Source organism: Hydrogenophaga sp. RAC07 (assembly GCF_001713375.1).
Classification (GTDB): domain Bacteria; phylum Pseudomonadota; class Gammaproteobacteria; order Burkholderiales; family Burkholderiaceae_C; genus Hydrogenophaga.
In genome coordinates this window covers 1,301,897-1,326,333 of the sequence record NZ_CP016449.1, presented here as the reverse complement: position 1 = coordinate 1,326,333, position 24,437 = coordinate 1,301,897, and the positions used below count along the sequence as shown (strand labels likewise).

The following is a 24,437-nucleotide window of genomic DNA, read 5'->3' as shown; positions in this document are numbered from 1 at the left end:
CTCCGTTCCCTCCCTTGTCATGACGGCGGGTGCCTCGCGCACCCGCCTGTGAGATGCCACGCCCATGCTGACCATCCTCTTCGACGGCATAGCCTACGGCATGCTGCTTTTCATCCTGGCCGTGGGCCTGTCGGTGACCATGGGTTTGATGAACTTCATCAACCTGGCCCACGGCGCCTTCGCCATGCTCGGCGGCTACCTCACGGTGGCCCTGATGCAGCACGCGGGCCTGCCCTTTCTCGTCTGCCTGCCGTTGGCTTTCGGGGTGACAGCGCTTGTGGGGGCGGTGCTGGAGCGCACGCTCTACCGGCCGATGTACAAGAAGCCGCACCTGGACCAGGTCTTGTTCTCGATCGGCCTGACCTTCATGGCCGTGGCCGCCACCGACTACTTCATGGGTTCGCAACAGCAGATCATCCAGCTGCCGACCTGGCTGCTGGGCCGCACCGAGCTGTTCGATGGCGCCCTCGGCATGGGGCACTACCGGCTCTTCATCATCGCCATCTGCGCCGCGCTCACCGTGGGGCTGCAATTCATCCTCTCGCGCACCCGATTCGGCAGCCGCCTGCGCGCCAGCGTGGACGATCCGCGCGTGGCCGCCAGCCTGGGCATCAACGTGAACGTGGTGTTCGCGGCCACCTTCGCCGTGGGTTCGGGCCTGGCCGGCCTGGGTGGCGCGCTGGGGGCCGAAGTGCTGGGTCTGGACCCGAGCTTCCCGCTGAAGTTTCTGGTGTATTTCCTGATTGTGGTGGCGGTGGGTGGCACCTCGTCCATCACCGGTCCGCTGCTGGCGGCGCTGCTGCTGGGCATCGCCGACGTGGCGGGCAAGTACTACATCCCCAAGCTCGGCGGATTCATCGTCTACACCCTCATGATCGCCATCCTGATCTGGCGGCCACACGGCCTGTTCTCGCGCCTCGGAGGCGGCAAATGACACCCACCACACCCCCACTTGGCAAGCTGCTCGACCAGGCCCGCTGGCGCCCCTGGGAGCCGGTGCTCTGGCTGGCCGCACTGGCCGCGCCCTGGCTGCTCAAGGAGCACGCGCTGATCATCAACGAGGTCGCCATCGTCGCGCTGTTCGCGGTGTCGCTGGACCTGATCCTCGGCTACACCGGCATCGTCTCGCTGGGCCACGCGGCCTTCCTCGGCTTCGGCGCGTACAGCGCGGCCCTGTTTGCCAAACACATCCACCCCGACCCGATGGTGGGACTGGCGGTGGGCACCGCAGCGGGCACGTTGCTGGGCGCGGTGGCCTCGCTGACCATCATGCGCGGCACCGATCTCACACGCATCATGGTGACGCTCGGTCTCACGCTGATCCTGTTCGAACTGGCCAACAAGCTCGACTGGCTCACCGGCGGCGCCGACGGTCTGCAAGGCGTGGTCATGGGTCCGTTGCTGGGCCGCTTTGAATTCGACCTGTACGGCCAGGTGGCCGCCGCCTATTCCATCGCCGTGCTGCTGGTGTGTTTCCTGCTGGCGCGCCGGCTGGTGCACTCGCCCTTTGGCGCCACGCTCAAGGCGGTGCGCGACAACCGGCTGCGTGCCATGTCCATCGGCATCCCGGTCGCATCAAGGCTGGCGGTGGTCTACACCGTGTCCGCGGGCATGGCCGGCGCGGCCGGCGCCTTGCTCGCCCAGACCACCGGCTTCGCCTCGCTCGACGTGTTCTCCATCGAGCGCTCGGCCGACGTGGTGCTGATGCTGGTAATCGGGGGAGTGGGCTGGCTCTACGGCGGTGTGGTCGGTGCGGTGGTGTTCAAGCTGCTGCACGACGTGATCGCCGGCATCACGCCGCAGTACTGGACCTTCTGGGTCGGCCTCTTCCTCGTCGTGCTGGTGCTGGTGGGACGCGAGCGCCTGCTGCGGCCCTGGACCTGGTTCTCGCGCAAGGATGCCGCATGAACGCCCCGACCCCCATGAACACCACCACCGTGCTCAAGACAGAGGGCCTGGTCAAGCGTTTCGGCGGCATCGTCGCCACGCAGGACGTGAGCCTGAACGTGAGCCACGGCGCGCGCCACGCGCTCATCGGCCCCAACGGCGCGGGCAAGACCACGCTGATCAACCTGCTGACCGGCGTGCTCGAACCTTCGGCCGGGCGCATCCTGCTCGATGGCGACGACATCACCACGCTCGCACCGCACCAGCGTGTGCGCCGCGGCATGGTGCGCACCTTCCAGATCAACCAGCTGTTCAACAGCCTCACGCCGCGGGAAACCCTGGCCATGGTGGTGGCGCAGCACCTGGGATTGGGCGGACGCTGGTGGCAGCCGCTGGGGCGCCAGCCGGCGGTCAACCAACGCTGCGAACAGTTGTTGGAAAAGTTCCACCTGGCCGACGTGGGCCATGTGCGCACCGAGCACCTGGCCTATGGCAAGCGCCGCCTGCTGGAGATCGCCATCGCCCTGGCCTGCGAGCCGCGCGTGCTGCTGCTCGACGAGCCGGTGGCCGGCGTGCCGGCGGGTGAACGCGAGGAACTGCTGCACACCGTGGCCGCGCTGCCGGCCGATGTGTCGGTGCTGCTGATCGAGCACGACATGGACCTGGTGTTTGAATTCGCCCGCTTCATCACCGTGCTGGTCAACGGCGCGGTGCTGGTCGAAGGCACACCGGGAGAGATTGCCAACGACCCGCGGGTCAAAGCCGTGTACCTCGGCCATGGGGAGGCCATCCATGGCTGATCTGCTGCACATTGAAAACCTGAGCGCCGGCTACGGCGAGGCGGTGGTGCTCCAGGGCGTGAGCTTCTCGCTGCCCGAGGGCGAAACGCTGGCGCTGCTGGGCCGCAACGGCACCGGCAAGACCACGCTCATGAACACGCTGGCCGGCGCCACGCGCCAGCACGGCGGCAGCATCCGGCTGGCCGGCGTCGAACTGCACCGCCTGCCCGCGCACGAACGCGCGGCCGCCGGCATCGGGTGGGTGCCGCAGGAGCGCAACATCTTCAAATCGCTCACGGTGCAAGAAAACCTGACGGCGGTGGCGCGCCCGGCGCGCGCCGGCAGCAGCAACCGGCCGTGGACACCCGAACGCGTGTACGAGCTGTTCCCGCGCCTGGCCGAGCGCAAGACCAACCTGGGCACCCAGCTCTCTGGCGGTGAGCAGCAAATGCTGGCCGTGGGCCGCGCGTTGGTGCTCAACCCACGCCTGCTGCTGCTCGACGAGCCGCTGGAAGGCCTGGCGCCCATCATTGTGGAAGAGTTGCTGCGCGCCATCGCCCGCATCACGCGCGACGAGGGCCTCTCGGCCATCATCGTCGAGCAACATCCACAAGCCATCCTGCGCATCAGCCACCGCGCGGTGGTGCTGGACCACGGCAACGTGGTGCACAGCGGCGACGCTGCAGCGCTGGCCGCACAGCCCGAGTTGCTGGATGGCCTGCTCGGCGTGGTTCGCACCTCAGGAGCCACGCATGCCGCTTGAATCCGCGCAAGGCGAACCGCTGTGGCTGGTGCCCGGCCTGATGTGCGACGCGGCGGTGTGGCAACCCGTGATGCCCGCGCTGGGCTCGGACCGCGAGTGCCACGTGGTGGACCACGGCGAGGCCGACAGCGTGGTCCTGATGGCGCGCCAGCTGCTGGACGCCGCACCGCCTCGGTTCGCTATGGCCGGCCATTCGATGGGCGCGCGCGTGGCGCTGGAGGTGCTGCGCCAGGCGCCCGCGCGCGTGAGCCGCGTGGCCCTGCTCGACACTGGCTACCTGGCCCGCGCCAGCGGCACTGCGGGGGAGGAAGAAACCCGCAAGCGCCACGCCCTGCTGGACGTGGCACGGCGCGAAGGCGTACGCGCGATGGCCCGGCAGTGGGTGCAAGGCATGGTGCACCCCGCACGCCTGAACGACGCATCACTGCTGGAGGCCATCGTGGCCATGTTCGAGCGCAAGAGCGCCGACACCTTCGAGCGCCAGCTCCGTGCGCTGTTGCAGCGGCCGGACGCGTCCGACGTGCTGCGCGGCATCCGCGTGCCGGCGCTCGTGATGTGCGGTCGCCAGGACAGCTGGGCCCCGGTCGCGCAGCACGAAGCCATGCACGCCCTGATCCCCGGTGCGGTGCTGGCCGTGACCGAAGACGCCGGTCACATGGCACCGATGGAGCGGCCCGCAGCCGTGGCCGAGGTGCTGCAGCGCTGGCTGACGGCAACGGCCAAGGCCACATAAACCCGGACCCGACATGAACACCGCCGATTTCGCCGACATCCCGGGCACCGTGCTGTTTGACGCCCAGCAATCGCGCAAAGGCTATGCACTGAACCAGTTCTGCATGTCGCTCATGAAGCCAGCCAACCGCGAACGGTTCCGCGCCAACGAAGCCGCCTACCTGGCCGAATGGCCGATGACGCAGGCGCAGCGCGAAGCGGTGCTGGCCCGCGACATGAACCGCTGCCTGGCCCTGGGTGGCAACGTGTACTTCCTCGTCAAGATCTCCGCCACCGACGGCGTCAGCGTGCAGCAGATGGTGGGCACCATGACCGGCATGAGCGAAGCCGACTACCGCGAGATGATGCTCAAGGGCGGGCGTCCGATCGAGGGAAACCGCTACCTGCACGAGTGGTCCGACCGCCAGGGAACGCCCTGATGGCCCGGGTCAGCGCCAGCGTCTACACCTCGCACGTGCCGGCCATCGGCGCAGCACTCGACCAGGGCCGCTCGGCCGAGCCCTATTGGGCGCCGGTGTTCGGCGGCTACGAGGCTTCGCGCGCCTGGCTGCGCGAGAACCCGCCCGATGTGATCGTGCTGGTGTTCAACGACCACGCCACCGCCTTCGGGCCTGATCTCGTTCCCACCTTTGCCATCGGCACCGGCGAGCGCTTCTCACCCGCCGACGAAGGCTGGGGCGCGCGCCCGGTGCCGGTGGTGCAAGGCCACCCCGAGCTGGCTGCGCACATCGCGCAGAGCGCGATCCAGGACGACTTCGACCTCACGCTGGTCAACCGCATGGACGTGGACCACGGCCTGACCGTGCCGCTGTCGTTGATGTTCGGTCAGCCGCCCGCCGACGATTTCCGCTGGCCCTGCCCGGTGATTCCGCTGGCCGTCAACGTGATCCAGTACCCGGTGCCCACCGGCCGTCGCTGCCTGGCCTTGGGCCGCGCGGTGCGCAAGGCGATCGAGAGCTATGGTGAAGATCTCAACGTTCAGGTCTGGGGCACGGGGGGCATGAGCCACCAGTTGCAGGGCCAGCGCGCCGGCCTGATCAACCCCGTGTTCGACCACGCTTTCATGGACATGATCACCACCGTGCCCGAGGCCGCCGCCGCCATCTCCCATGTGGATTTCGTGCGCGAAGCCGGCAGCGAGGGCATCGAGCTGGTGATGTGGCTGATCGCGCGCGGCGCCATGCCCGAACGCCCCGACGGTCGCGCACCGACCTGCGTGCACCGCTTCTATCACGTGCCCGCGTCCAACACCGCCGTGGGCCACCTCGTGCTGACGCCATGAACCTTGACCTCGATACCTTGCTGGCCCAACAAGCCTGCCGCGACCTCGTGCTGGCCGCCGCCGACGCGGTGGACGGCCGCCAGTTCACCGCGCTGGCCGCGTTGTTCGACACCGATGGCGTGCTGGTGCGGCCCGACGGCGTGGAACTGCGCGGGCGCGACGCCATCGTCGCGGCCTACGCAGCGCGCGACCCCGACCGCCTGACGCGCCACCTGATGTGCAACCAACGCGTGGCCGTGGACCTGGCCGCCGGCACCGCACGCGCGAGCTGTGCCGTGTTGCTGTGGAGCGGCAAACACAGCGATGCCACCACCGCACGCGGGCGCCCCGCCGATCCGGTGCAGCAAGTGGGGGAGATTCACGACCAGCTCGCACGAACGCCGGAGGGCTGGCGCATTCGCCGACGGGAAGCGTGGTTCACGCTGTTCCGGGCCGGCGCGACGCCCTAGGCCGACCAGACGCAAAAAAGCCCTGCAATGCAGGGCTTTTTTGCGATTCCATCGACCTGTTGAACAGTCGTGAAATCGGGTCTGGCGGAGCGAGAGGGATTCGAACCCTCGATGAGGCTCTACACCCCATACTCCCTTAGCAGGGGAGCACCTTCGGCCACTCGGTCATCGCTCCGGAAGCTGCGTATTATGCCTCATCTCACCCCGCCTCTTCCTCTGAGGCGGGCACTTCAACCGGTGATGGTGTCGGCGGTCTGGTCGAGGTCGAATTCGCGGTGCAGCGAACGCACGGCGAGTTCCATGTACTTCTCGTCGATCACCACCGAGGTCTTGATCTCCGAGGTCGAGATCATCTGGATGTTGATGCCCTCGGTGCTCAGGCACTTGAACATGCGGCTGGCCACACCCACGTGGCTGCGCATGCCGATGCCGACGATGCTGACCTTGCAGATGCGCGCATCGCCCACCACCTCGGCAGCACCCAGCGAGGGCACGACCTTGGCCTTGAGCAGATCCATGGTTTTCTGGAAATCGTTGCGGTGCACCGTGAAGCTGAAGTCGGTCTTGCCGTCCTTGCTCAGGTTCTGGATGATCACATCGACTTCGATGTTGGCATCGGCCACCGCACCCAGGATCTGGTAGGCGATGCCGGGGGTGTCGGGCACGCCGAGCACGGAGATCTTGGCTTCGTCGCGGTTGAACGCAATGCCTGAGACGACGGCTTGTTCCATGGTTTCTTCCTCCTCAAAAGTGATCAGGGTGCCGGACGCGGCTTCTTCATTCAGATCGATGTCCCAGGGCGTGAAGCTCGAAAGCACGCGCAGGGGAACCTTGTACTTGCCGGCAAATTCAACCGAGCGGATCTGCAGCACCTTGCTGCCCATGCTGGCCATCTCCAGCATTTCCTCGAAGCTCACGCGCTCCAGGCGGCGGGCCTCGGGCACCACACGTGGGTCGGTGGTGTAGACGCCGTCCACGTCGGTGTAGATCAGGCACTCGGCCGCCTTGAGGGCTGCGGCCACGGCCACGGCCGAGGTGTCGCTGCCGCCGCGGCCCAGGGTGGTGATGTGGCCCTCAGGGTCCACGCCCTGGAAGCCGGTGACGATGACCACCTTGCCGGCGTTCAGATCGGCCCGGATGCGCACGTCGTCGATCGATTCGATGCGGGCCTTGGTGAAGGCGCTGTTGGTCTTGATCGGCACCTGCCAGCCGGCGTAGCTCACCGACTCCATGCCTTCGGCCTGCAGCGCGATGGCCAACAGGGCAGAAGACGCCTGCTCGCCTGTGGAGGCCAGCATGTCGAGTTCGCGGCTGTAAGCGCTGGTCGCTTTGGCGGGTGCGAGTTCCTTGGCCAGGCCGAGCAGGCGGTTGGTCTCGCCGCTCATGGCACTGGGCACGACCACGAGCTGGTGGCCTGCGCGGTGCCACTTGGCCACGCGTTTGGCCACATTGCGGATGCGCTCGGTCGACCCCATGGAGGTGCCGCCGTACTTGTGAACTATCAAGGCCATCGGGTTGGATTGGTTGGGTTGAACGCGCCGGCTGCGCCGCCGGGCAAAGCCCGCAATTATAGGGCGGGGGTGTAGCGCAGGCGCCCACCTTCGCGCTCCACATGCCCTGTGCCCACCTTCAAGTGGATGCGGTGACCGCGAGTCGTGCACGCCTCGATCTGGTCGAGCAACTCGTCGAGCTGTGCGGTGGCTGCTGCCACCCCGGCGCTGCTGCGCAACCAGTGGCGCAGGGCATTGGTCTGGCGATCGCGCGAGAGCGCTTGCAAGCGAGCGATTTGCGGAGGCACGCCGGTCTGCGCCAGGTCAAGGGCAGCCAGTTCATCCAGCAGGCGCTGGGCCTGCGCGGCGTGGCGGGCGCTGCGAGCGAGCATGGGCCGAAAGCCGGGAAAGCAGGCTTCCCACGCGGGCATGAGCACGGCCCGGATGCGGTTGCGGGTGAAGCGGGTGTCGGTGTTGCTGGGATCGTCTACAAACGCGTGCCCCTCGCTCAGCAACCAGGAGCGCAGCACGCTGGCCGGCACGTCCAGCAAGGGCCGTCCGAAGCACATGCCCGCGCGCTCGAACCGCTCGGGCATGGACGCCAGGCCCGGCAGGCCCGCTCCCCGGCTCAGCGCCAGCAACAAGGTTTCCGCCTGGTCGTCGGCGTGTTGGCCCAGCAGCACGCAGTCGGCTCCGGCATCCACAGCCAGGCGGGCCAGCGCGGCGTAGCGCGCCAGACGGGCCGCGTCTTCCGGGCTCTGTCCGGGCTCATGCGCAGCCTGCACATGCTCCATGCGCAGCTCAATGCCATGAAGCGCGCAGAAACGTCGGGCATGGGACTCGAACCCGTCGGCTGCCGCTTGCAGGCCGTGGTGCACATGGAGCGCCACCAGCTGGTCGGGCCAGCGCTGGCGCGCTGCCAGCAGCAAGGCGGTGGAATCGGCACCTGCGCTGTAGGCCACCGCCACCTTCAGCGGCCGGGCTGCGCAGCGTTCGCACCACCGTGCCAACGCCTGCTCGCAGGGGTTGGCGGATGCGTTGCTGCGGTTCACGTCAGCGCTTGTCGCTCTTGGCGTCGGCCTTGCTGTCGGCTTTGGTGTCGGTGAAGCGGCCGTAGCTGTTGAGGCGCGCGTAGCGGCGGTCCACCAGCTCCTTGACCTTGAGATCGGTCACCTGGCGCCACGCGTCGCCCAACGCACGCTTGAGGAAAGCGGCCATCTGCTTGTGGTCGCGGTGCGCGCCACCCACCGGCTCGTTGACGATCTTGTCGACCAAGCCCAGCGCCTTGAGGCGGTGCGCGGTGATGCCCAGCGCGTCGGCCGCGTCGCTCGCACGGTCGCTGGTTTTCCAGAGGATGGAGGCGCAACCTTCAGGGCTGATCACCGAGTACACCGAGTACTGCAGCATCAGCACCTGGTCGGCCACGGAGATGGCCAGCGCGCCGCCGGAGCCCCCTTCGCCAATGATGGTGGAGATGATGGGCACTTCGAGTTGCGCCATCTCGAAGATGTTGCGACCGATCGCTTCGGACTGTCCGCGCTCTTCGGCGTCGATGCCGGGATAGGCGCCCGGTGTGTCCACAAAGGTGAAGACCGGCAGGCGGAATTTCTCGGCCAGCTTCATCAGGCGCAAGGCCTTGCGATAGCCCTCGGGCTTGGTCATGCCGAAATTGCGCAGGCCCCGCTCTTTGGTGTCGCGGCCCTTCTGGTGGCCCAACACCATGCAGGGCTGGCCGTTGAAGCGGGCCAGACCGCCCACGATGCTCAGGTCGTCGGAGAAATGGCGGTCACCGTGCAGCTCAACGAAGTGCGTGAAGATTTCGCGCACATAGTCCAAGGTGTAGGGCCGGTCGGCGTGGCGCGCGATCTTGGTGATCTGCCACGGCGTCAGGCTGCTGTAGATGTCTTTGGTGAGTTGCAGGCTCTTGCCAGCCAGCTGTTCGATTTCTTCGGAGATGTCGACCGCGGATTCTGTCTGCACGTAGCGCAGTTCCTCGATCTTGGTTTCGAGTTCGGCAATGGGCTGCTCGAAATCGAGAAAGTTCTTTTTGGCCAAGGTGGACTCCTGTGGTCTTGTGGTGCGGGGCGCCGCGCCTGACATGCGTCAGTGCCGCGGGCCATGGCCCGATGCTTCGGGCTTGTGCTTCAACGACGTGTCGGGATCAGTAGGCAACGGGGGCCGGGTCGAGCGAGCGCCAAATATACCAAGTCGCCACGCTGCTGAAAGGGGCCCACGAGCTCGCCACTTCGCGGATGTCGCTGCGGCTCACCGGCTCGCCCGAAAAGTAGCAGCGGCTGATGCCGTTCTGCAGACCAATGTCGTCCAGCGGTAGTACGTTGGGCCGCATCAGGTGGAAGATGAGGAACATTTCGGCCGTCCAGCGGCCAATGCCGCGGATGGCCACCAGCTCGGTGATGATGGCTTCGTCGTCCATCTCCGCCCAGTCTTTCACGTGCACCTGGTTGTTCGCAAAGTGCAAGGCCAGATCCACCAGATATTCCACCTTGCGCGCCGACAAACCGGCCGCGCGCATGTCGTCGACCTTGAGCTTGAGCACCTGCGCAGGCACCATTTTTTTTGGCAACACGGCAAAGCGGTCCCAGACCGACTGCGCGGCCTTCACCGAAATCTGCTGCCCCACGATGCTGCGCGCGAGCGTGACAAAAGCGTCGCCTCTTGACTGCAAGCTCACGCCCCCGTGCTGCGGAATCAGCTTCTTCATCACGCGGTCGCGCTTCATCAGGTGGCGGCAAGCTTCCTGCCAGTAGTCGGGCGCGTCAGGGCCCACATCGGGCAACACGGAGGTGGCCATCAGACGCGTTCCCAGGTGGTGCCGGTGGGGCTGTCCTTGAGTGCGATGCCCTGCTCCAGCAAGGCCTTGCGGATGCGGTCGGCTTCGGCGAAGTCCCTGGCTTGTTTGGCGGCCACGCGGGCTGCGATGTGCTCGGCAATGGTCGCCTCGTCCAAACTCCCCGCAGACGCCCCTGCCCCGCTTTGCAGGTAAGTCGCCGGATCGGCCTGCAGCAGACCGAGCGTGGCCCCCAGCGCCTTGAGCAAACCAGCGACAGCGGGGTCTTTGCTCCGGTTGACTTCACCAGCCAACTCGAACAAGACCGCCACCGCTTCGGGTGTGCCGAAGTCCTCGTCCATCGCGGCGCGAAAGCGTTGCGCGTGCGGCTGGTCCCAGTCAATAGCGCCCATGGGCGCGGCCGGCACCAACGACAGCGCGGTGTAGAGGCGTTTGAGCGCACCGCGTGCGTCGTCCAGGTGCACGTCGCTGTAGTTCAGTGCGCTGCGGTAATGCGCGCGCAGGATGAAGAAGCGCACCGTCTCCGGGTCGTACTTGGCCAGCACCTCGCGGATGGTGAAAAAGTTGCCCAGGCTCTTGGACATCTTTTCGTTGTCCACACGCACAAAACCGTTGTGCACCCAGAAGCGCGCCAGCGGTTGGCCGGTGGCGCCTTCGCTCTGGGCGATCTCGTTTTCATGGTGGGGAAACTGCAGGTCGGCGCCGCCACCGTGGATGTCGAAGGTTTCGCCCAGCGTGGCGCAGCTCATGGCCGAGCACTCGATGTGCCAGCCCGGCCGACCCGCGCCGTAGGCGCTGGCCCACTGCGCCTCGGCAGGTTCGTCGGGCTTGGCCGATTTCCACAGCACGAAGTCCAGCGGGTCGTTCTTGTCGCTGGCCACCGCCACGCGCTCGCCGGCGCGCAGGTCGTCGAGCGACTTGCCCGAGAGCTTGCCGTAGCCCTCGAACTTGCGCACCGCGTAGTTCACGTCGCCGTTGTCGGCCTGGTAGGCCAGACCCTTTTTCTGCAGCGTGTCGATCAGCGAGAGCATTTGCGGCACGTACTCTGTGGCACGCGGCTCCAGGGTCGGCGGCTCGATGCCGAGCACGGCGATGTCCTGGTGCATGGCGGCGGTCATTTCGTCGGTGAGTGTGCGCAGCGTGATGCCGCGCTCGACCGCGCGCTTGATGATCTTGTCGTCGATGTCGGTGATGTTGCGCACGTAGGTGACGCGGTAGCCACTCACCTTGAGCCAGCGCTGGATCACGTCAAACGCCATCATCATGCGGGCGTGGCCGATGTGGCAAAGGTCGTAGATCGTCATCCCGCAGACGTACATGCGCACATGACCGGGTTCGATCGGCTGGAACTCTTCCAGGCGGCGCGTGAGCGTGTTGTGGATTTTCAGGGTCATGTCGGGAATGCGGGCACGGGATCAGCGCGGCGAAACGGGGTGGAAAACCTGACGCGGCAGCTGGTGCGGCCGGCCTGTGTCACACAGGCCACGCGGGGTGCTGCTGGTGGTCTGGATCGGCCATGAGAAACAGACCCCTCAGATACAATGCGCCAGTATATCCAGCCCGGTGCAGCGTGCCATGCAGCGCCGGGCCTTCGATCAACGTGTCGCTGGATGCAACCGTCTTTCGGTGGCCCAGGTTCGCTCTCCGAGGTCCCATGTCCCACCCTGTGAATCTTTCAACCACCCTGCGTGGTGCCGCCTCCCCTGTGGTCCGCTCCGGCATGGCTTCGCGCCTGCGCTGTCTGGCGGTCGCCGTCGCCGTGGGCCTGGGCACATCGATGGCGCTGGCACAGACCGAGGACTACGCCGAAGTCAACCGCCTGTTGCGCAGCGGCCAGCTCGCCGAAGCCCTGGCCAAGGCCGACCAGTACCTGGTGGGCAAGGCGCGCGATCCGCAGATGCGTTTTCTCAAGGGCGTGATCCTCACCGAAAGCGGCAAGACGCAGGACGCGATTGCCACCTTCAGCAAGCTCACCGAAGACTACCCCGAGCTGCCCGAGCCCTACAACAACCTCGCCGTGCTCTACGCCGGCCAGAGCCAGTTCGACAAGGCACGCGCCGCACTCGAAATGGCGATCCGCACCAACCCGAGCTACGCAACGGCCCATGAGAACCTCGGCGACGTGTACGCCAAGCTCGCCAGCCAGGCCTATAGCAAGGCCCTGCAGCTGGATGGCACCAACCCCGCTGTGGCGCCCAAGCTCAGCCTGATCCGCAACCTGTTTGCCGCCGACACGCGCGCGGGTGCCGCCTCGGTGGCCGCCGCGCCCGCTCCGGCGCCAGCCGCCGCCAAGCCGGCCGTCTCTGCGCCTGCGGCACCTGCCGCCCCGGTGGCCGCTGTCACCAAACCCGCTGCGCCGGCTGCGGCCCCTGCTCCCGCTCCCGCCACGCCCGCGGTGGCGGCTGATGCCCAGCGTGAAGTGGAGGCCGCTGTGCGCACCTGGGCTGGTGCCTGGTCGTCCAGGGACATGAACGGCTACCTCGGCGCGTACGCCAGCAACTTCGCACCGCCCGGCGGCCAGGCCCGCAAGGCCTGGGAGTCGGACCGCCGCGCCCGCATCGAACCGCGCACGCGCATCGGGGTGGACGTGAGCAATCTGGAAGTCACGGTGGAAGGCGACAAGGCCACGGCCCGTTTCCGCCAGGACTACACCTCCGACACCCTCAACGTCACCAGCCGCAAGACGCTCGACATGGTCAAGAGCGGCAACCGCTGGTTGATCGTGCGCGAATCCACGGGCTCTTGATGGCGGGTCGGCGGATGGGTCAGCGGGGACATGCCGGCGTGGCTGCGGGCCAGCAGGGACAGGGCATGAGCCGGCGCACGACCTGGGTTCTGGGCGCCGTGGTGGTTGCCGCACTTCTGGCCGTGTGGGTCAACAGCGCCCGGCAAGACCGTGGCCTGAGCGGTGCAAGCGACTCCATCGACACAGCCGAGCCTTCGCTGCTCAACCAGGCCATGGCACGCGTTCAAGACACCGCGCGCAGCCAGTTGCCGGCCAGCCCCTCGGGCCTGCAGACCAACAGCCTCACACCTGCCCGTTTGGACGAGGTCAAGCCCATGCTTGGCCAGGCCGAAGCACGCCTGATCGGGATCTACCAGCTCATCAGCCAGGGCCGGCACCGCGACGCGCTTGTCCTGGCCGATCAACTGGTCAAGGACCATCCCAACTTCCAGCTCGCCCACCTGGTGCACGGCGATCTGCTGAGCCTGCAGGCTCGCCCTGTGCGCCAGCTCGGTGATGTGCCCGACACCAAGGCCCTGGCCGCGAGCCAGCAGCTGTCCACGCTGCGTGAAGAATCGCGCCGGCGCCTGCTGGCGCTCACCGAGCGTCCGCCCGCAGGCAGCATCCCCACCCAGTTCCTCACGCTGGCACCGCAAAGCCGCCATGCGATTGCCATCGATGCGTCGCGCTCGCGCCTGTACCTGTTCGAAAACCTCAACCCTGCGCGCTCCAGTCCAGGCGACAACCGCCAACCCAATCTGAAGCTGGTGGGTGACTTCTACATGTCGGTGGGCCTGTCGGGCATCGAAAAAGCGGTCGAGGGCGACAAGCGCACACCACTGGGCGTGTACTACATCACCAGCACCCTCAATCCGGCCGACCTGCCCGATCTGTACGGCGTGGGCGCCCTGCCCATCAACTACCCGAACCCGCTGGACGTGCAACGTGGCAAGACCGGCAGCGGCATCTGGCTGCACGGCACACCCAGCGACCAGTTCGTGCGCGCGCCGCAGGCCTCCGACGGTTGTGTGGTGCTGTCCAACCCCGACCTGGAGCGCCTGCTGCGCACGGTTCAGATCCGCACCACGCCCGTGGTGATCGCGCCCGAGCTGCAGTGGGTGCAGCCCGACGCACTCAGCCAGGACCTGGCGCAGTTCGAGGGCGTGCTCGAAGCCTGGCGCCGCAGCCGCAGCGAAGGCAATCTGGCCGAGCTCAAAGGGTTTTACTCCAGTCGCTTCTCCAACCAGGGTCGCGATCTAGCTCAATGGTGGCCCCGCGTGGAGAACGAATTGCGCAGCACCGGCCCGCGCCAACTGGCGATCAAGGACCTGTCGGTCCTGCGCTGGAACGACACCGACGACACACGCGTCGTCACCTTCGGCGAAGTCGCCGCCGGCCAGAACCGCGGTGTGACCAAACGCCAGTACTGGATCCGCGAAAACGATCGCTGGACCATCTTCTTCGAAGGAAACATCGGATGACCACACGCCCCTCCATTCCTCTGCGCCGTGGCGTGCTCGCCGCGCTCACGGTGGCTGCGTCACTGGCCTGGTTGCCCGCCTCGGCGCAGACCGCACCACCCCGCGTGAAGCTGACCACCTCCATGGGTGACATCGTGCTGGAGCTCTACCCCGACAAGGCGCCCAAGACAGTCGAGAACTTCCTGCAGTATGTGAAAGACAAGCACTACGACGGCACCGTGTTCCACCGCGTGATCAGCAACTTCATGGTGCAGGGCGGGGGCTTCGACACCAGCTACCAACAAAAGCCCACCCGCGCACCCGTGGCCCACGAAGGCCAGGCGGCCCTGCAGCGCGGCGGCCCGCGCAACACCGTGGGCACCGTGGCCATGGCGCGCACCAACGACCCGCAATCCGCTTCGTCGCAGTTCTTCATCAACGTCAAGGACAACGCGTTCCTGGACCCGACCATCATTCCGCCGGGCGACCCGGTGCCCCGTTTCGAGTACAACGGCCAGGTCTACGAAAACGTACCGCGCGCCAACCTCGTCAACGCTGCGCAGCTCTACGGTTACACCGTGTTCGGCAAAGTGGTCTCGGGCATGGACGTGGTCAACAAGATCAAGGAAACGCCGACCGGCGCCGGCGGTCCGTTTCCCACCGATGTGCCCAAAACCCCCATCACCATCCTCAAAGCCACCCTGGAGAAATGACCATGGCCAACCCCCAAGTCGAACTGCACATCACCGGTCACGGTGTCATCACCATCGAACTCGACGCCGAAAAAGCGCCGCTGTCCGCCGCCAACTTCCTGTCCTACGTGAACAAGGGCCACTACAACAACACGGTGTTCCACCGCGTGATCCCCGGTTTCATGGTGCAGGGCGGCGGCTTTGAGCCCGGCATGACCCAGAAGCCCACCGACGCCCCCATCAACAACGAAGCCAACAACGGCCTGAAGAACGACACCTACACCCTGGCCATGGCGCGCACCAGCGACCCGCACTCGGCCACGGCGCAGTTCTTCATCAACGTGGCCAACAACGGCTTCCTCAACCACACCGCGCCCAGCGCGCAAGGCTGGGGCTACGCCGTGTTCGGCAAGGTGGTCTCGGGCGCCGAGATCGTCAAGAAGATCGAAGGCCTGCCCACGGGCCGCAAGGGCTTCCACGACGACGTCCCGAAGGACGACGTCGTGATCGAAAAAGCCGTCGCGCTGTGATCCCGGGGGCTCGGCCCCTGGCAGTCCTGCTTTGATGTCCGCCCCCTCCCCCGACCGCCTCGACCAGCTGCGCGCACCCGCGCACTGGCAGGCGGTCGAATTCATTTCAGACCTGCACCTGCAACCCGGCGAGCCACTGACCTTCGATGTCTGGCGCGCATTTCTGCACCGCCCCACGTCTGAACGGGCCGACGCGCTCTTCATCCTGGGCGATTTGTTCGAAGTCTGGGTGGGTGACGACGTCCTCGAATCCAGCGCCTCCACCGACCAGACCTTCTGGCGGGCGTGCGCCGAAGCCCTCAAGCATTTCAGCGGCCACACGCCGGTCTACTTCATGGCCGGCAACCGCGACTTTCTGCTGGGCACCGAAGGCCTCAAGGCCTGTGGCATGCAAGGTCTGAGTGACCCGACCACATTCGACTTCCTTGGCCAGCACTGGCTGCTCAGCCACGGCGATGCGCTGTGCCTGGCGGACACCGACTACATGCGTTTTCGCCAGCAGGTTCGCCAGCCAGCGTGGCAGCACGATTTTCTGGCGCGGCCTTTGAGCGAGCGGACCGGCATCGCCCGCGGTCTGCGCGAACAAAGCGAAGCGCGCAAACGCAGCACCGCCAGCGACCCCAGCCTGTGGGCCGACGTGGACGCAGAAGCGGCGCGCGACGCGCTGCGCACCGCAGGCGCCCACACCCTCATCCACGGCCACACCCACCGCCCGGGCGTTCATGCGCTGGGTGACGATCTGCAACGCGTGGTGCTCAGCGACTGGGATGCTGCCGCCGAACCGCCGCGTGCGGAGGTGCTGCGGCTCGATGCACAAGGCCTGCGCCGCATCCCCTTGCCGCTGTCATGATCGATCTGCTCCAACGCCTGCTGCCGCGCTCGTTGCGCCAGCCCACGCCGGTGCCCGACGCGCTGTGGCAATCCACGTTGGCAGCCCACCCTTTCCTGTCGGCGCTGAACAGCACCGAGCATGGCCGCCTGCGCCAGCTGTGCACCCACTTCCTGGCCGAGAAAGAGTTCCACGGTGCCAACGGGCTTGAGTTCACCGACGCCATGGCCCTGGCGATTGCAGCGCAGGCCTGTCTGCCTTTGCTGCACATGCACGGCACCTCGGGCGAGCCCGTGCGCGACCCGCTCAAGCTGCTCGACTGGTACGGTGATTTCGTCGGCATCGTGGTGCAACCCGGTGCCGTGGTGGCGCGTCGCAAGACCACCGACGGCGCGGGCGTGGTGCACCACTACGACGAGGTGCTGGCCGGAGAAGCCATGGACCGCGGCCCGCTGATGCTGAGCTGGGAAGAAGTCGCCCACGCGAGTGCCGCGGCCGTGAGCGGCAGCAACGTCGTGATCCACGAGTTCGTGCACAAGATGGACATGCGCGGCATCTCACTGGGCGAGCACCCAGACGGCGCACCCCCCTTGCCCAAAGGATTTCTGGGCACGCGCAGCGCAGCGCAAGCGCGCAAGTTGTGGCGCGAGACGATGCAGCACGCGTTCGATGCGTTCCGCGAAGCGGTGGCCATGGCCGAGCGATTCGGCGCTGAGCGCCCCTGGCTGGACGACTACGCGGCCAGGGACCCCGCCGAGTTTTTCGCCGTGACCTGCGAGGCCTACTTCGTGAACCGGGAGCGCTTCGCGCAAGAGTTTCCAGCGTTGGTGCCGCTGTACGACGGGTTCTTCCGACCCGCAACACCCGCCCGTTAAAAAGCCCGCACAGACGGCGTCTGCGCGGGCTTTGGATACGAGGTGGAACGGGCTCAGCGTTTCAGCAAAACCTTCAACACGGTCTGAAGCCGGCGCGCAGCCGAGGCATCAAACGCCGACGCCAGCACACCCGCCACATCGTCCGCCCAGGTCTCGCTCGGTGCCGCTGCGTGGCGACGCGTGAGCAACTGCAGTTGCAGCATGCGGCGCTCGCTCAGGTGCTCGGCCGGCGTGGGCACTTCGGCGGCCATCTCCAGCCGCAGCAAGGTCTCACCCGGCAAAGCTGCGGCCGGTCTGGACAAGGCCGCCGACCACGCGCTGCGGCTGCCCGCGCTCACGCGCGAACCCAGGGCTTGCGCCGTGGGCATCTGCTCGGCGTCGCGCTTTTCCCACGCGGTCATGAGCTGCGTGAGCACCTCGCCGTGGGCTTGCGCGGCGAGCTTGCGCAGGCTGGCTTCGGCCGCTTCGATGGCCTGGCGCTGGGCGCGGAACGCGGCGTCACCCAGACGCGGGCCGCGCTGTTCGCGTTCGTCGCGCCACGGCGCTGCCGCTCCGGGGCCACGCGCGTCGCGCGGACCACGCGAGTCGGGGCGGCCTGCGCCACCACCGTCTCGGCGTCCGTCGGGGCGGGCACCGCGCGCGTCGCGGCCGGCCGGCTCCGCCTTTTTCATGCCGGGACGGTCGTCGCCGCGCATGGCCACGAGCTTCTTGGGCGGTGCGGCGGGCTTGGCAGGCACCACCGGTTCGGCCGGGGCGGCCACGACAGCTTCATCGGCTTCATTGGCTGCGCCAGCGTCTTCGGCTGTTTCGGTCACCGTCTCGGACGACGTTTCAGCTGGCTCACTCGGCGCCGACTTTTCTGCAACCACGACAGGCGCGGGCACAGGCTCCACAGCAGCAGGTCGACCGGCCAGTGCCGACTCCAGCTCCTGCATGGCCGCACGGATGCGTTGCGCATCGCCGCTGGCGCTCGCCTGCTCCAGCGCGCGCGACGCGTCGAGCACGCGCTGGTCGTGCGCGTTGAGCGATGTTGCAGCCTTCTCCCGCTCGGTGGTCTTGCGGTTGAACGCTTCGTCGATGGGCTGGCGGAACGCCTCCCACAACTTCTGTTCATGCTTGCGCTCCAGCGGCACCGCGTGGGCTTCGGCCTGCCAGCGCTGTTGCAGCGCCTTCACCGCGTCGATGCGCAGCATGGGTGCGGCACCCAGCGCGGTGGCCTCTTCGATCAAGGCCTTGCGGCGTGCCGTGCTCTCGGCCTGGGCCGTTTCCAGTCCGGCGTGAGCCGCGTGCATGGCGTCTTTCCACTGTGGCTGCATTTCGGCAAACGCCTTCTCGCTCATGTGCCCGGCTTCGCGCCAGCGCTCCGAGAAGGTGTGCAGCGCGCGCACCTGGGCTTTCCAGTCGGTGTTGCCGGCGTGTGCTTCGGTCCAGGCTTTCAACTCCGCAATGATCGCCAGGCGTTGTGCCTTGTGCGCGTCGGCCTGTTGGCGCACCTGCACCAACCAGGCTTCCACGAGCTTGTGGGCCTCGGTGCAGGCTTCGTCAAAGCGCTTCCACAGCGCGTGGTTGGGCTGGCCGCCCTGGTCGGTGGCCTTCCATTGGTCGCGCAGGCCGCGCAGCGTCTCCTGCATCTTGCGGCCACCCAGGCGCTGGCCTTCGGGCGCTTGCAACAAGGCTTCGGCCTTGGCCACGAGTTCTTCGCGCAACTGGTCGGCGCGCCAGCGTTGCCAGCCTTCGAGTTCACCGGCCTGGCTCAGGGCCGCGTGAGCGCGTGCGTCGAGCGCGGCGCTCACAAAACGGCCGTTGGACTTGAGGATCGCGCGCACATCGGCCGCGGCCTTGGGCGTGGCCTTGCCATGGCCTTCGGCAAGCTCGCGTTCCAGCACGTCGAGCGCGTTGCCGAGATCGGTCGTCACGCGGGCGCGGCGTTCCTGTTGCGCTTGCGTGTCCACCGCGGGCTTCTCGGCCACGGGAGCGGCCTCACCGCCGCGCGCCACGCGCAGCTCGTCGGCCCACACGGGCACAGCCGGCAGCGGGGCTTGTGCATCGGCGTCGGCGGCCACGGCCTGGGCCAATGCGCCTTCGAACGCGTCCCACACCAGTTGCAACTGCTTGCGCGAAGCGTCGAGCATGGGCGGGAACTTCACGTCCACACTGGCCCACTGCGGGTCCTGAGCCAGACCGCTGGCTTGCTCCTGCCACTGGGCCACATCGGCCTGCAGCGTCTGCGCGCTGTGCTGGGCTTCGCGCCAGGGTTTGGTGGAGAGCACTTCAATGCGCTGCGCGATCAACACCGCGGCTTCGCGCTCCACCTGCACCCGGTGCTGTAGATCTTCGATCGACTTGACGCGCTCGGCCAGCGACTGGCGCAGCGTGGCCAGCGGCTCGCGCGACAGCGGCGCGCCGGCGCGTGCAGCGTCACGCTGCCAGGCCAGGGCGTCGGCGAGGTTCAGGCGCGAATGGTCCAGCAAGGCCTGCGCCTTCTGTGCCCACTCCACAGCCATCTGCTCCTGCGTCTTCATGCGCTTTTGCTCGTCGAGCTTTTCCTTCAGCGGTTTGGCCGCGCCGCGGTCGCGGTTGGACAGCTCCTTGTAGACCTCGTTCATCTGCTCCAGGCCCGGCTCGGTGGCCAGCCACTCGCGGATGCGCGCGGCGCGCTCGCCCGAGGTGGGCGCGGAGAACGCACCACCGGTCACGGCGTCCAGGGGATGGGCCGCGGTGGCGGACTTGGAAGGGGTGGGCGTGTTCACGGCAGTTGGAGAGGCTTGAGGGGAAGAAGACTTGCGCAGGGAAAACAGCGACATGGGAACGTCAGTTCAATCAGGACAGAGGCCACGCCAGAGCGGCGCGGCAAACGCGTATTGTCGCCGCTGTTCGTCCACGCGCCACCGTTCAGCCCCGACAGGGCCTTGGCAGGAGGCTCGATCAGCGCGGCGCCAGCCGCAGCTCGGCTTGCGGGCGCCAGTCTTCGCCCTGGCGACCCAGCTGCGGCGCGCCCAGAAACATGCGGTCTTCGGGCAGCGATCGGCTGGCCAGAAAATCCTTGACGGCCTGGCCACGTGCCACGGCCAGATCGCGCAAGGCGTCGGGCGTGACCGGTATCGAGGCCAGCAGCAGGGCTTCCATCTCGGCCAGCGGAATGTCCTTGGCGAAGCCGATCAGGTTGCGCGGCTTCGGAATGTCGGCGCGGCGGTACACCTCTTTGAGCAGCGCGGGGTATTCCTCGGCCGAGACCCCGATCTTGTCGGGGATGGCTTTGCCATCGCGCGCCAGGGCGCGGCGCTTCTCGGCCAGCACACGTTCGTCAAGCCGGCTGCGCTGGTAACCGCTGCGCTCGGCCTCCAGGTCGCTGTGCCCCACCACCGTGATCTGCAGCGCCGGCCGGTCAGCCAGCACCTTGGCCACCGATTCCAGCCGCTGCTGGTTGTCGGGCGACAGCACCGCACTGCCCGGCGCGAACACGACCTGGCTGGGCGACTCCGCACCGCCGCCGAAAGCGCTCGCAATCAGCGAGAACGGCGCGGTGATGGCCTTGCCGATGAGGTTGAAAATGAGCTTGAAGATGATGGGCGCCAGGCGGAACTGCGGATCGTTGATCGAGCCGCTCACCGGCAGGTTGATATCGATCACGCCGTTGCGATCGGCCAGCAGCGCCACCGCCAGCTTCACCGGCAGGTTGGGCGCGTCGCTGCCTGCCACGCGCTCGCCAAAGCTGAGCTGGTTGAGCACGATCTGGTTGCTGGCCACGAGCTGGCCGTCGGGGTCGATCCTGTAGGCCACGTCCACGCTGAGCTTGCCGCGCTCGATGCCGTAGCCGGCGTACTTCACTGTGTAGGGCGAGAGCGGCGGCAGCTCCAGGTTGCGCACGCGGCCCTGGATGTCGAGCGCCAGCGGCTGGGCCAGCGGGTTGAGCTGACCGTCGATCTCGAGCGCGGCCGTGCCTTCGGCGCGCCCGCGCAAAGACAAGGCCGCCAACCCGGGCGCGGCGCCCGCCGGTTGGGCATTGGAGAAAGCGCCCAGGCTGCCGGTGAGTTCGCTCAGGTTGGCGGTGTAGTTGGGCTTGATGAAGCGGTCCGAGAACAGCACACGGCCATTGACCAGGCTGATCGGGCCCAGGCGGATGTCGGGCGCGGGGCCACTGGCAGTGGCTGCGGCTTGCGGCGGCGCGGGTTCGCCAGTGGGCGCCTCACCGGGCTGTTTCACCAGGCCTTGCAGGTTGATCTTGCCGCCCTCGTCGATGATCACCCGGGCGAAATAGTCGCTGAGCACGGTCTCGCGCACCGCCACCTGGGTGGCCTGCCCAGGGGTCAAGTTGAGTTGCAGACCACGCACCTGCAGCGATTTCCAGGCCAGCAGGTCTTCGGCGGGCGACAAGGTGTTGGCGCTCAGGTCGTCCAGCGTGGCGTCGCCCTGCAGTTTCAGCGCCAGCGCGCCGCCCGGCAGGCCCAGCTGAACCCGGCCTCGGTAGCTCGCGTCGGCACGCAGCAACTCCAGGTTGAGGCGGTCGGCAAAGTACGGCTCCAACGCGTGCGCCGGCAGGCGATCGATCTGGGCCCGGGCGTCCAGCCGCAGGCCTGCACCGCCCGATGCGCCAGGTGCTGGCAGCCGCAAGGCTCCAGTGAGTGACAGCTGGCCGGGCGCGACCTCGCCGGCACGGCCAGCGCCCACCCGCGCTTTGACCGACAGAGCCATGTCTCCTTGTTCGGCATCCAGCGGCCGCAGGCCTTTGAGGTCCAGTTGCAGCTGTGTGATGTCCAGCGCCACGGGCTGGGCAGGCACGCGGTCCAAGAAGCCGATCGACCCATTGCTGAGCTGCAAGGCGTTAAGACCCACGCGCCAGGGGGCCGGATCCGCGCCCGATTCTTCGGTGGGTGCGGCCACCAACCACGGCTCAAACATCCAGCTGCCGTTCGCTTCGCGTTGCACGCGTGCCTGGGGCTGGGTGATGACAAGGCTGCCCACGTCGACGCTGCGCTGCACCATGTCCAGGCGCAGGTCTTCCACCAGCAGACGCTTCAGGCTCGCCAGCGGTCGTCGGGGCGGCCCGAGCTTGAGTTCGTTCAGTTCCAGACGGGTCGCCAGCACCTGCAGCGCCATGGGCCGGTCGCCCTCCGCGGCCTGCCATTCGATCCGACCGCCTGCGTTGAGCTTGCCCTCCAAGGCAGGCTTGAGCGCACCACTTATATAAGAAGCAAATCGCTCCAGAGGAATGTCACCCAGAGACAGCTCCGCCTGCGCAGCCACATCGGTGGCGGTTCCTTTGATGCCGATGGGGGTCTGGTCGAGTTGCGCCGACACCTCGAACGGCATGGGAGCCTTCACAGGCCAGCTCAAATCACGGCTCTGCACCCGCAAGGCGGACAGCGCCATGTCGGCGGTGGGCTTGACTGCGTCATCGCGCCATTGAACGACGCCGCCGTCCAGATCGAACCGTCCGAGCCGGATCTCCCACGGAACGACCGCTGTTGACGGCTGTGCCCTGGCGGGCACTTGCTGCGCCACGGGTTGAAACCGCTGGGCCAGACGCGCCAAGTTGAGCTGCCCCTGGGCGTCGCGCGACACGTTCAGGCTCGGCGCTTTCCAATCGATGGACGCCAGATCGATCCGGCGCGCCAGCGGCTCGACGCGGTTCAGCGTCACACCCAGGCGCTCCCACGACAAGACGTTCGCCACCCCGTCCACCAACTTCAGCCCGGAGATCGCCAAATCACCCGACACCCAGACCTGCGGCACTTCGCGCTGCGCAAAGGCCAGCTTGAGGTCGAGCTGGAGGATGCCGGCTTCGGGCTTGATGGGCCACGCCGCCGGCCAATAAGGAAAGTAAGGCGCCAGGTCGAGCGCGGGAATGCGCAGGCTGGCATTGGTTTCGCGGTCCACCGCGAACGGCGTGGTTGCCGCGCGCGAATCGAAGGCGCTGCCGTTGAGCTCGAAGGCCAGCCGCGGCTCGGTCACCACCTCACGGCGCGAATCCAGGTTGCTGAGAAACGGGATGCTCACGGTCAGGCCGCGCAGGCGGTGGGTGGCGCCCACGCTGTCGTCCACCAGCGTGAACTCGCCACCCTGCAGTTCGACGTTGAACAGCGCAAACCGCGCTGGCTCGCCGGCGTTGTCTGATGGCGCAACGCGCAGCCGCTGCACGATGTCGTCCACGTCGTAGCGCCCACCACCCAGGTGGCGCAATGCCACGCGCGGCTGCTCGATCTGAAAGGCGTCGATCACCGGCGCCAGCCGCAAGATCGATTGCAGTTCGGCGTTCACATGAACCCGAGCCACGGACAACTGCTCGGCGTCGCCCTGGGCGCTGGCAACACGCAGGCCCTCGATGGTCAAGGCCAGCGACCAGGGCCGAAAGTCGACCTCTTCTACCGTCACGCTGCGCCCCAACGCCTGACTGGCCTGCTTTTCGAGCTGCCATTTCAGGAGCAGCGGAACCGCCAGCCAGGCAATCGACCAGAGCAACAGCACGCCGCCCACGGTCCAGAGAAAGCGTCTGATCCACGGATTGATCGGGGAGACGGGGCTGTTGTTGCTCATGGTTGTGAGGACTGGGTGAATGGCGTGCCGCCAGTGTCTCCGAACTCCTGCGCCCGGGCACCGGCAGGGTCGCAGAGCCCCAGAAACAAGAAACCCCGACAAACGAGGTTTGCCGGGGTCGACGGCGGGCTTGATGCTCATGCCGTCATTTTTGGCGGAGGGAGTTTGATGTCTCTCCAGCCTGGAAGCAACAGATTGCTCCCGTTGGGGGCCGTCATGCGGTTGCACCGCTGGGTCGGCTGATGCCGGTCCTCAAGACCGACAGGCGAAGCGTACTCTCCCCGTCCGCTGACGACAAGGCGGGTCGGCGAAACGGGCCATGAGGCTTTTCAATGGCGCTTCCCAAGTCCATTCGGGGACCTCGAAAACGGGTTTTGCGACATGAAAGGTGGGCGCGAGCCGACAAGCGGCAAATGACAAGCAACCCAGCCGCAAGCCTTGCAGGCGCTGGGTTTCACGCTAGCGAAGCGCTTGAGCGGTCAGTTGAAACCGAATGTTTATAACCAAAAGTATCTTTAAACAGCGTTCTAAACATTGACTGGGTATTTATAAGCCCATACCATCCGCCCACTTTGACCCTTCAAAGGGTTAACCCCGACCG

General features: G+C 67.0%; 21 protein-coding genes and 1 tRNA gene. 14 read left to right on the top strand and 8 right to left on the bottom strand.

All coding sequences use genetic code 11. The features are described 5' to 3' along the window. Positions 1-64 precede the first annotated feature (64 nt). The 8 genes from BSY239_RS06180 to BSY239_RS06145 are packed head-to-tail and all read left to right on the top strand — an operon-like array spanning position 65 to position 5,892. On the top strand, positions 65-934 hold the full coding sequence (locus BSY239_RS06180) for a branched-chain amino acid ABC transporter permease (RefSeq protein WP_069046073.1): 870 nt from the start codon (positions 65-67) through the stop codon (positions 932-934). Next, on the top strand, positions 931-1,908 hold the full coding sequence (locus tag BSY239_RS06175; RefSeq protein WP_069046072.1) for a branched-chain amino acid ABC transporter permease: 978 nt from the start codon (positions 931-933) through the stop codon (positions 1,906-1,908). Before BSY239_RS06180 ends, BSY239_RS06175 begins: the two co-directional genes overlap by 4 nt. Beyond that, positions 1,905-2,687, top strand: a complete 783-nt coding sequence (locus BSY239_RS06170) for an ABC transporter ATP-binding protein (RefSeq protein ID WP_236944142.1) — start codon at positions 1,905-1,907, stop codon at positions 2,685-2,687. Before BSY239_RS06175 ends, BSY239_RS06170 begins: the two co-directional genes overlap by 4 nt. After that, positions 2,680-3,429 carry an ABC transporter ATP-binding protein gene (locus BSY239_RS06165; protein WP_069046070.1) on the top strand — a complete coding sequence of 250 codons (750 nt, stop codon included), beginning with the start codon at positions 2,680-2,682 and terminating at the stop codon, positions 3,427-3,429. The genes BSY239_RS06170 and BSY239_RS06165 overlap by 8 nt, the downstream gene beginning before the upstream one ends. Further along, entirely contained in the window at positions 3,419-4,162 is a 744-nt protein-coding gene (locus tag BSY239_RS06160) for an alpha/beta fold hydrolase (protein WP_069046069.1), read from the top strand. The genes BSY239_RS06165 and BSY239_RS06160 overlap by 11 nt, the downstream gene beginning before the upstream one ends. Before the next feature lie 13 nt (positions 4,163-4,175). Further along, complete coding sequence (gene ligA, locus BSY239_RS06155) at positions 4,176-4,580, top strand: protocatechuate 4,5-dioxygenase subunit alpha (protein ID WP_069046068.1); 405 nt, start codon at positions 4,176-4,178, stop codon at positions 4,578-4,580. After that, a complete protein-coding gene (locus BSY239_RS06150) occupies positions 4,580-5,443 on the top strand; it encodes a class III extradiol dioxygenase subunit beta (protein WP_069046067.1) in 864 nt (287 codons plus the stop codon). The genes ligA and BSY239_RS06150 overlap by 1 nt, the downstream gene beginning before the upstream one ends. Beyond that, positions 5,440-5,892: a nuclear transport factor 2 family protein gene (locus BSY239_RS06145; protein WP_069046066.1), complete on the top strand. Its 453-nt coding sequence runs from the start codon at positions 5,440-5,442 to the stop codon at positions 5,890-5,892. The genes BSY239_RS06150 and BSY239_RS06145 overlap by 4 nt, the downstream gene beginning before the upstream one ends. Positions 5,893-5,974: 82 nt before the next feature. Here the strand turns inward: BSY239_RS06145 and BSY239_RS06140 are convergent. The 6 genes from BSY239_RS06140 to cysS all read right to left on the bottom strand — a co-directional run bounded on the left by BSY239_RS06140 (position 5,975) and on the right by cysS (position 11,585). Then, positions 5,975-6,067, bottom strand: a tRNA-Ser gene (locus BSY239_RS06140). 55 nt (positions 6,068-6,122) lie between these two features. Next, entirely contained in the window at positions 6,123-7,403 is a 1,281-nt protein-coding gene (locus tag BSY239_RS06135; RefSeq protein ID WP_069046065.1) for an aspartate kinase, read from the bottom strand. 56 nt (positions 7,404-7,459) lie between these two features. Beyond that, entirely contained in the window at positions 7,460-8,392 is a 933-nt protein-coding gene (gene tilS, locus BSY239_RS06130) for a tRNA lysidine(34) synthetase TilS (protein WP_069048819.1), read from the bottom strand. 43 nt (positions 8,393-8,435) lie between these two features. Continuing rightward, positions 8,436-9,437 carry an acetyl-CoA carboxylase carboxyltransferase subunit alpha gene (locus tag BSY239_RS06125; RefSeq protein WP_069046064.1) on the bottom strand — a complete coding sequence of 334 codons (1,002 nt, stop codon included), beginning with the start codon at positions 9,435-9,437 and terminating at the stop codon, positions 8,436-8,438. Positions 9,438-9,543: 106 nt separating this feature from the next. After that, a complete protein-coding gene (locus tag BSY239_RS06120) occupies positions 9,544-10,194 on the bottom strand; it encodes a DNA-3-methyladenine glycosylase family protein (protein WP_069046063.1) in 651 nt (216 codons plus the stop codon). Further along, complete coding sequence (gene cysS, locus BSY239_RS06115) at positions 10,194-11,585, bottom strand: cysteine--tRNA ligase (protein WP_069046062.1); 1,392 nt, start codon at positions 11,583-11,585, stop codon at positions 10,194-10,196. Before cysS ends, BSY239_RS06120 begins: the two co-directional genes overlap by 1 nt. Positions 11,586-11,911: 326 nt before the next feature. Between cysS and BSY239_RS06110 the strand changes: the two genes are divergently transcribed. From BSY239_RS06110 to BSY239_RS06085, 6 genes are all read left to right on the top strand, one after another. Beyond that, positions 11,912-12,937: a nuclear transport factor 2 family protein gene (locus tag BSY239_RS06110; protein WP_069048818.1), complete on the top strand. Its 1,026-nt coding sequence runs from the start codon at positions 11,912-11,914 to the stop codon at positions 12,935-12,937. Between the two features lie 65 nt (positions 12,938-13,002). Continuing rightward, positions 13,003-14,397 carry a L,D-transpeptidase family protein gene (locus BSY239_RS06105; RefSeq protein ID WP_236944141.1) on the top strand — a complete coding sequence of 465 codons (1,395 nt, stop codon included), beginning with the start codon at positions 13,003-13,005 and terminating at the stop codon, positions 14,395-14,397. Continuing rightward, positions 14,394-15,089 carry a peptidylprolyl isomerase gene (locus tag BSY239_RS06100; protein WP_069046060.1) on the top strand — a complete coding sequence of 232 codons (696 nt, stop codon included), beginning with the start codon at positions 14,394-14,396 and terminating at the stop codon, positions 15,087-15,089. The genes BSY239_RS06105 and BSY239_RS06100 overlap by 4 nt, the downstream gene beginning before the upstream one ends. A 2-nt stretch (positions 15,090-15,091) precedes the next feature. After that, positions 15,092-15,598, top strand: coding sequence for a peptidylprolyl isomerase (locus tag BSY239_RS06095; protein ID WP_069048817.1), 507 nt, complete (start codon positions 15,092-15,094; stop codon positions 15,596-15,598). A gap of 34 nt (positions 15,599-15,632) precedes the next feature. After that, positions 15,633-16,448, top strand: coding sequence for a UDP-2,3-diacylglucosamine diphosphatase (locus BSY239_RS06090; RefSeq protein WP_069046059.1), 816 nt, complete (start codon positions 15,633-15,635; stop codon positions 16,446-16,448). Continuing rightward, positions 16,445-17,302 carry a zinc-dependent peptidase gene (locus tag BSY239_RS06085; protein ID WP_069046058.1) on the top strand — a complete coding sequence of 286 codons (858 nt, stop codon included), beginning with the start codon at positions 16,445-16,447 and terminating at the stop codon, positions 17,300-17,302. The genes BSY239_RS06090 and BSY239_RS06085 overlap by 4 nt, the downstream gene beginning before the upstream one ends. A gap of 53 nt (positions 17,303-17,355) precedes the next feature. Here the strand turns inward: BSY239_RS06085 and BSY239_RS06080 are convergent, their stop codons facing one another. Together BSY239_RS06080 and BSY239_RS06075 are read right to left on the bottom strand one after the other, a co-directional pair. Further along, positions 17,356-20,106 carry a DUF349 domain-containing protein gene (locus BSY239_RS06080; protein ID WP_069046057.1) on the bottom strand — a complete coding sequence of 917 codons (2,751 nt, stop codon included), beginning with the start codon at positions 20,104-20,106 and terminating at the stop codon, positions 17,356-17,358. Between the two features lie 121 nt (positions 20,107-20,227). Beyond that, on the bottom strand, positions 20,228-23,836 hold the full coding sequence (locus tag BSY239_RS06075) for a DUF748 domain-containing protein (protein WP_069046056.1): 3,609 nt from the start codon (positions 23,834-23,836) through the stop codon (positions 20,228-20,230). Positions 23,837-24,437 lie beyond the last annotated feature (601 nt).

What these genes read in the sequence shown, in the direction of transcription:
- BSY239_RS06180 (WP_069046073.1), top strand. Translation starts at nt 65, where the DNA reads ATGCTGACCATCCTCTTCGACGGCATAGCCTACGGCATGCTGCTTTTC.
- BSY239_RS06175 (WP_069046072.1), top strand. Translation starts at nt 931, where the DNA reads ATGACACCCACCACACCCCCACTTGGCAAGCTGCTCGACCAGGCCCGC.
- BSY239_RS06170 (WP_236944142.1), top strand. Translation starts at nt 1,905, where the DNA reads ATGAACGCCCCGACCCCCATGAACACCACCACCGTGCTCAAGACAGAG.
- BSY239_RS06165 (WP_069046070.1), top strand. Translation starts at nt 2,680, where the DNA reads ATGGCTGATCTGCTGCACATTGAAAACCTGAGCGCCGGCTACGGCGAG.
- BSY239_RS06160 (WP_069046069.1), top strand. Translation starts at nt 3,419, where the DNA reads ATGCCGCTTGAATCCGCGCAAGGCGAACCGCTGTGGCTGGTGCCCGGC.
- ligA (WP_069046068.1), top strand. Translation starts at nt 4,176, where the DNA reads ATGAACACCGCCGATTTCGCCGACATCCCGGGCACCGTGCTGTTTGAC.
- BSY239_RS06150 (WP_069046067.1), top strand. Translation starts at nt 4,580, where the DNA reads ATGGCCCGGGTCAGCGCCAGCGTCTACACCTCGCACGTGCCGGCCATC.
- BSY239_RS06145 (WP_069046066.1), top strand. Translation starts at nt 5,440, where the DNA reads ATGAACCTTGACCTCGATACCTTGCTGGCCCAACAAGCCTGCCGCGAC.
- BSY239_RS06135 (WP_069046065.1), bottom strand. Translation starts at nt 7,403, where the DNA reads ATGGCCTTGATAGTTCACAAGTACGGCGGCACCTCCATGGGGTCGACC.
- BSY239_RS06120 (WP_069046063.1), bottom strand. Translation starts at nt 10,194, where the DNA reads ATGGCCACCTCCGTGTTGCCCGATGTGGGCCCTGACGCGCCCGACTAC.
- cysS (WP_069046062.1), bottom strand. Translation starts at nt 11,585, where the DNA reads ATGACCCTGAAAATCCACAACACGCTCACGCGCCGCCTGGAAGAGTTC.
- BSY239_RS06110 (WP_069048818.1), top strand. Translation starts at nt 11,912, where the DNA reads ATGGCTTCGCGCCTGCGCTGTCTGGCGGTCGCCGTCGCCGTGGGCCTG.
- BSY239_RS06105 (WP_236944141.1), top strand. Translation starts at nt 13,003, where the DNA reads ATGAGCCGGCGCACGACCTGGGTTCTGGGCGCCGTGGTGGTTGCCGCA.
- BSY239_RS06100 (WP_069046060.1), top strand. Translation starts at nt 14,394, where the DNA reads ATGACCACACGCCCCTCCATTCCTCTGCGCCGTGGCGTGCTCGCCGCG.
- BSY239_RS06095 (WP_069048817.1), top strand. Translation starts at nt 15,092, where the DNA reads ATGGCCAACCCCCAAGTCGAACTGCACATCACCGGTCACGGTGTCATC.
- BSY239_RS06090 (WP_069046059.1), top strand. Translation starts at nt 15,633, where the DNA reads ATGTCCGCCCCCTCCCCCGACCGCCTCGACCAGCTGCGCGCACCCGCG.
- BSY239_RS06085 (WP_069046058.1), top strand. Translation starts at nt 16,445, where the DNA reads ATGATCGATCTGCTCCAACGCCTGCTGCCGCGCTCGTTGCGCCAGCCC.
- BSY239_RS06080 (WP_069046057.1), bottom strand. Translation starts at nt 20,106, where the DNA reads ATGTCGCTGTTTTCCCTGCGCAAGTCTTCTTCCCCTCAAGCCTCTCCA.
- BSY239_RS06075 (WP_069046056.1), bottom strand. Translation starts at nt 23,836, where the DNA reads ATGAGCAACAACAGCCCCGTCTCCCCGATCAATCCGTGGATCAGACGC.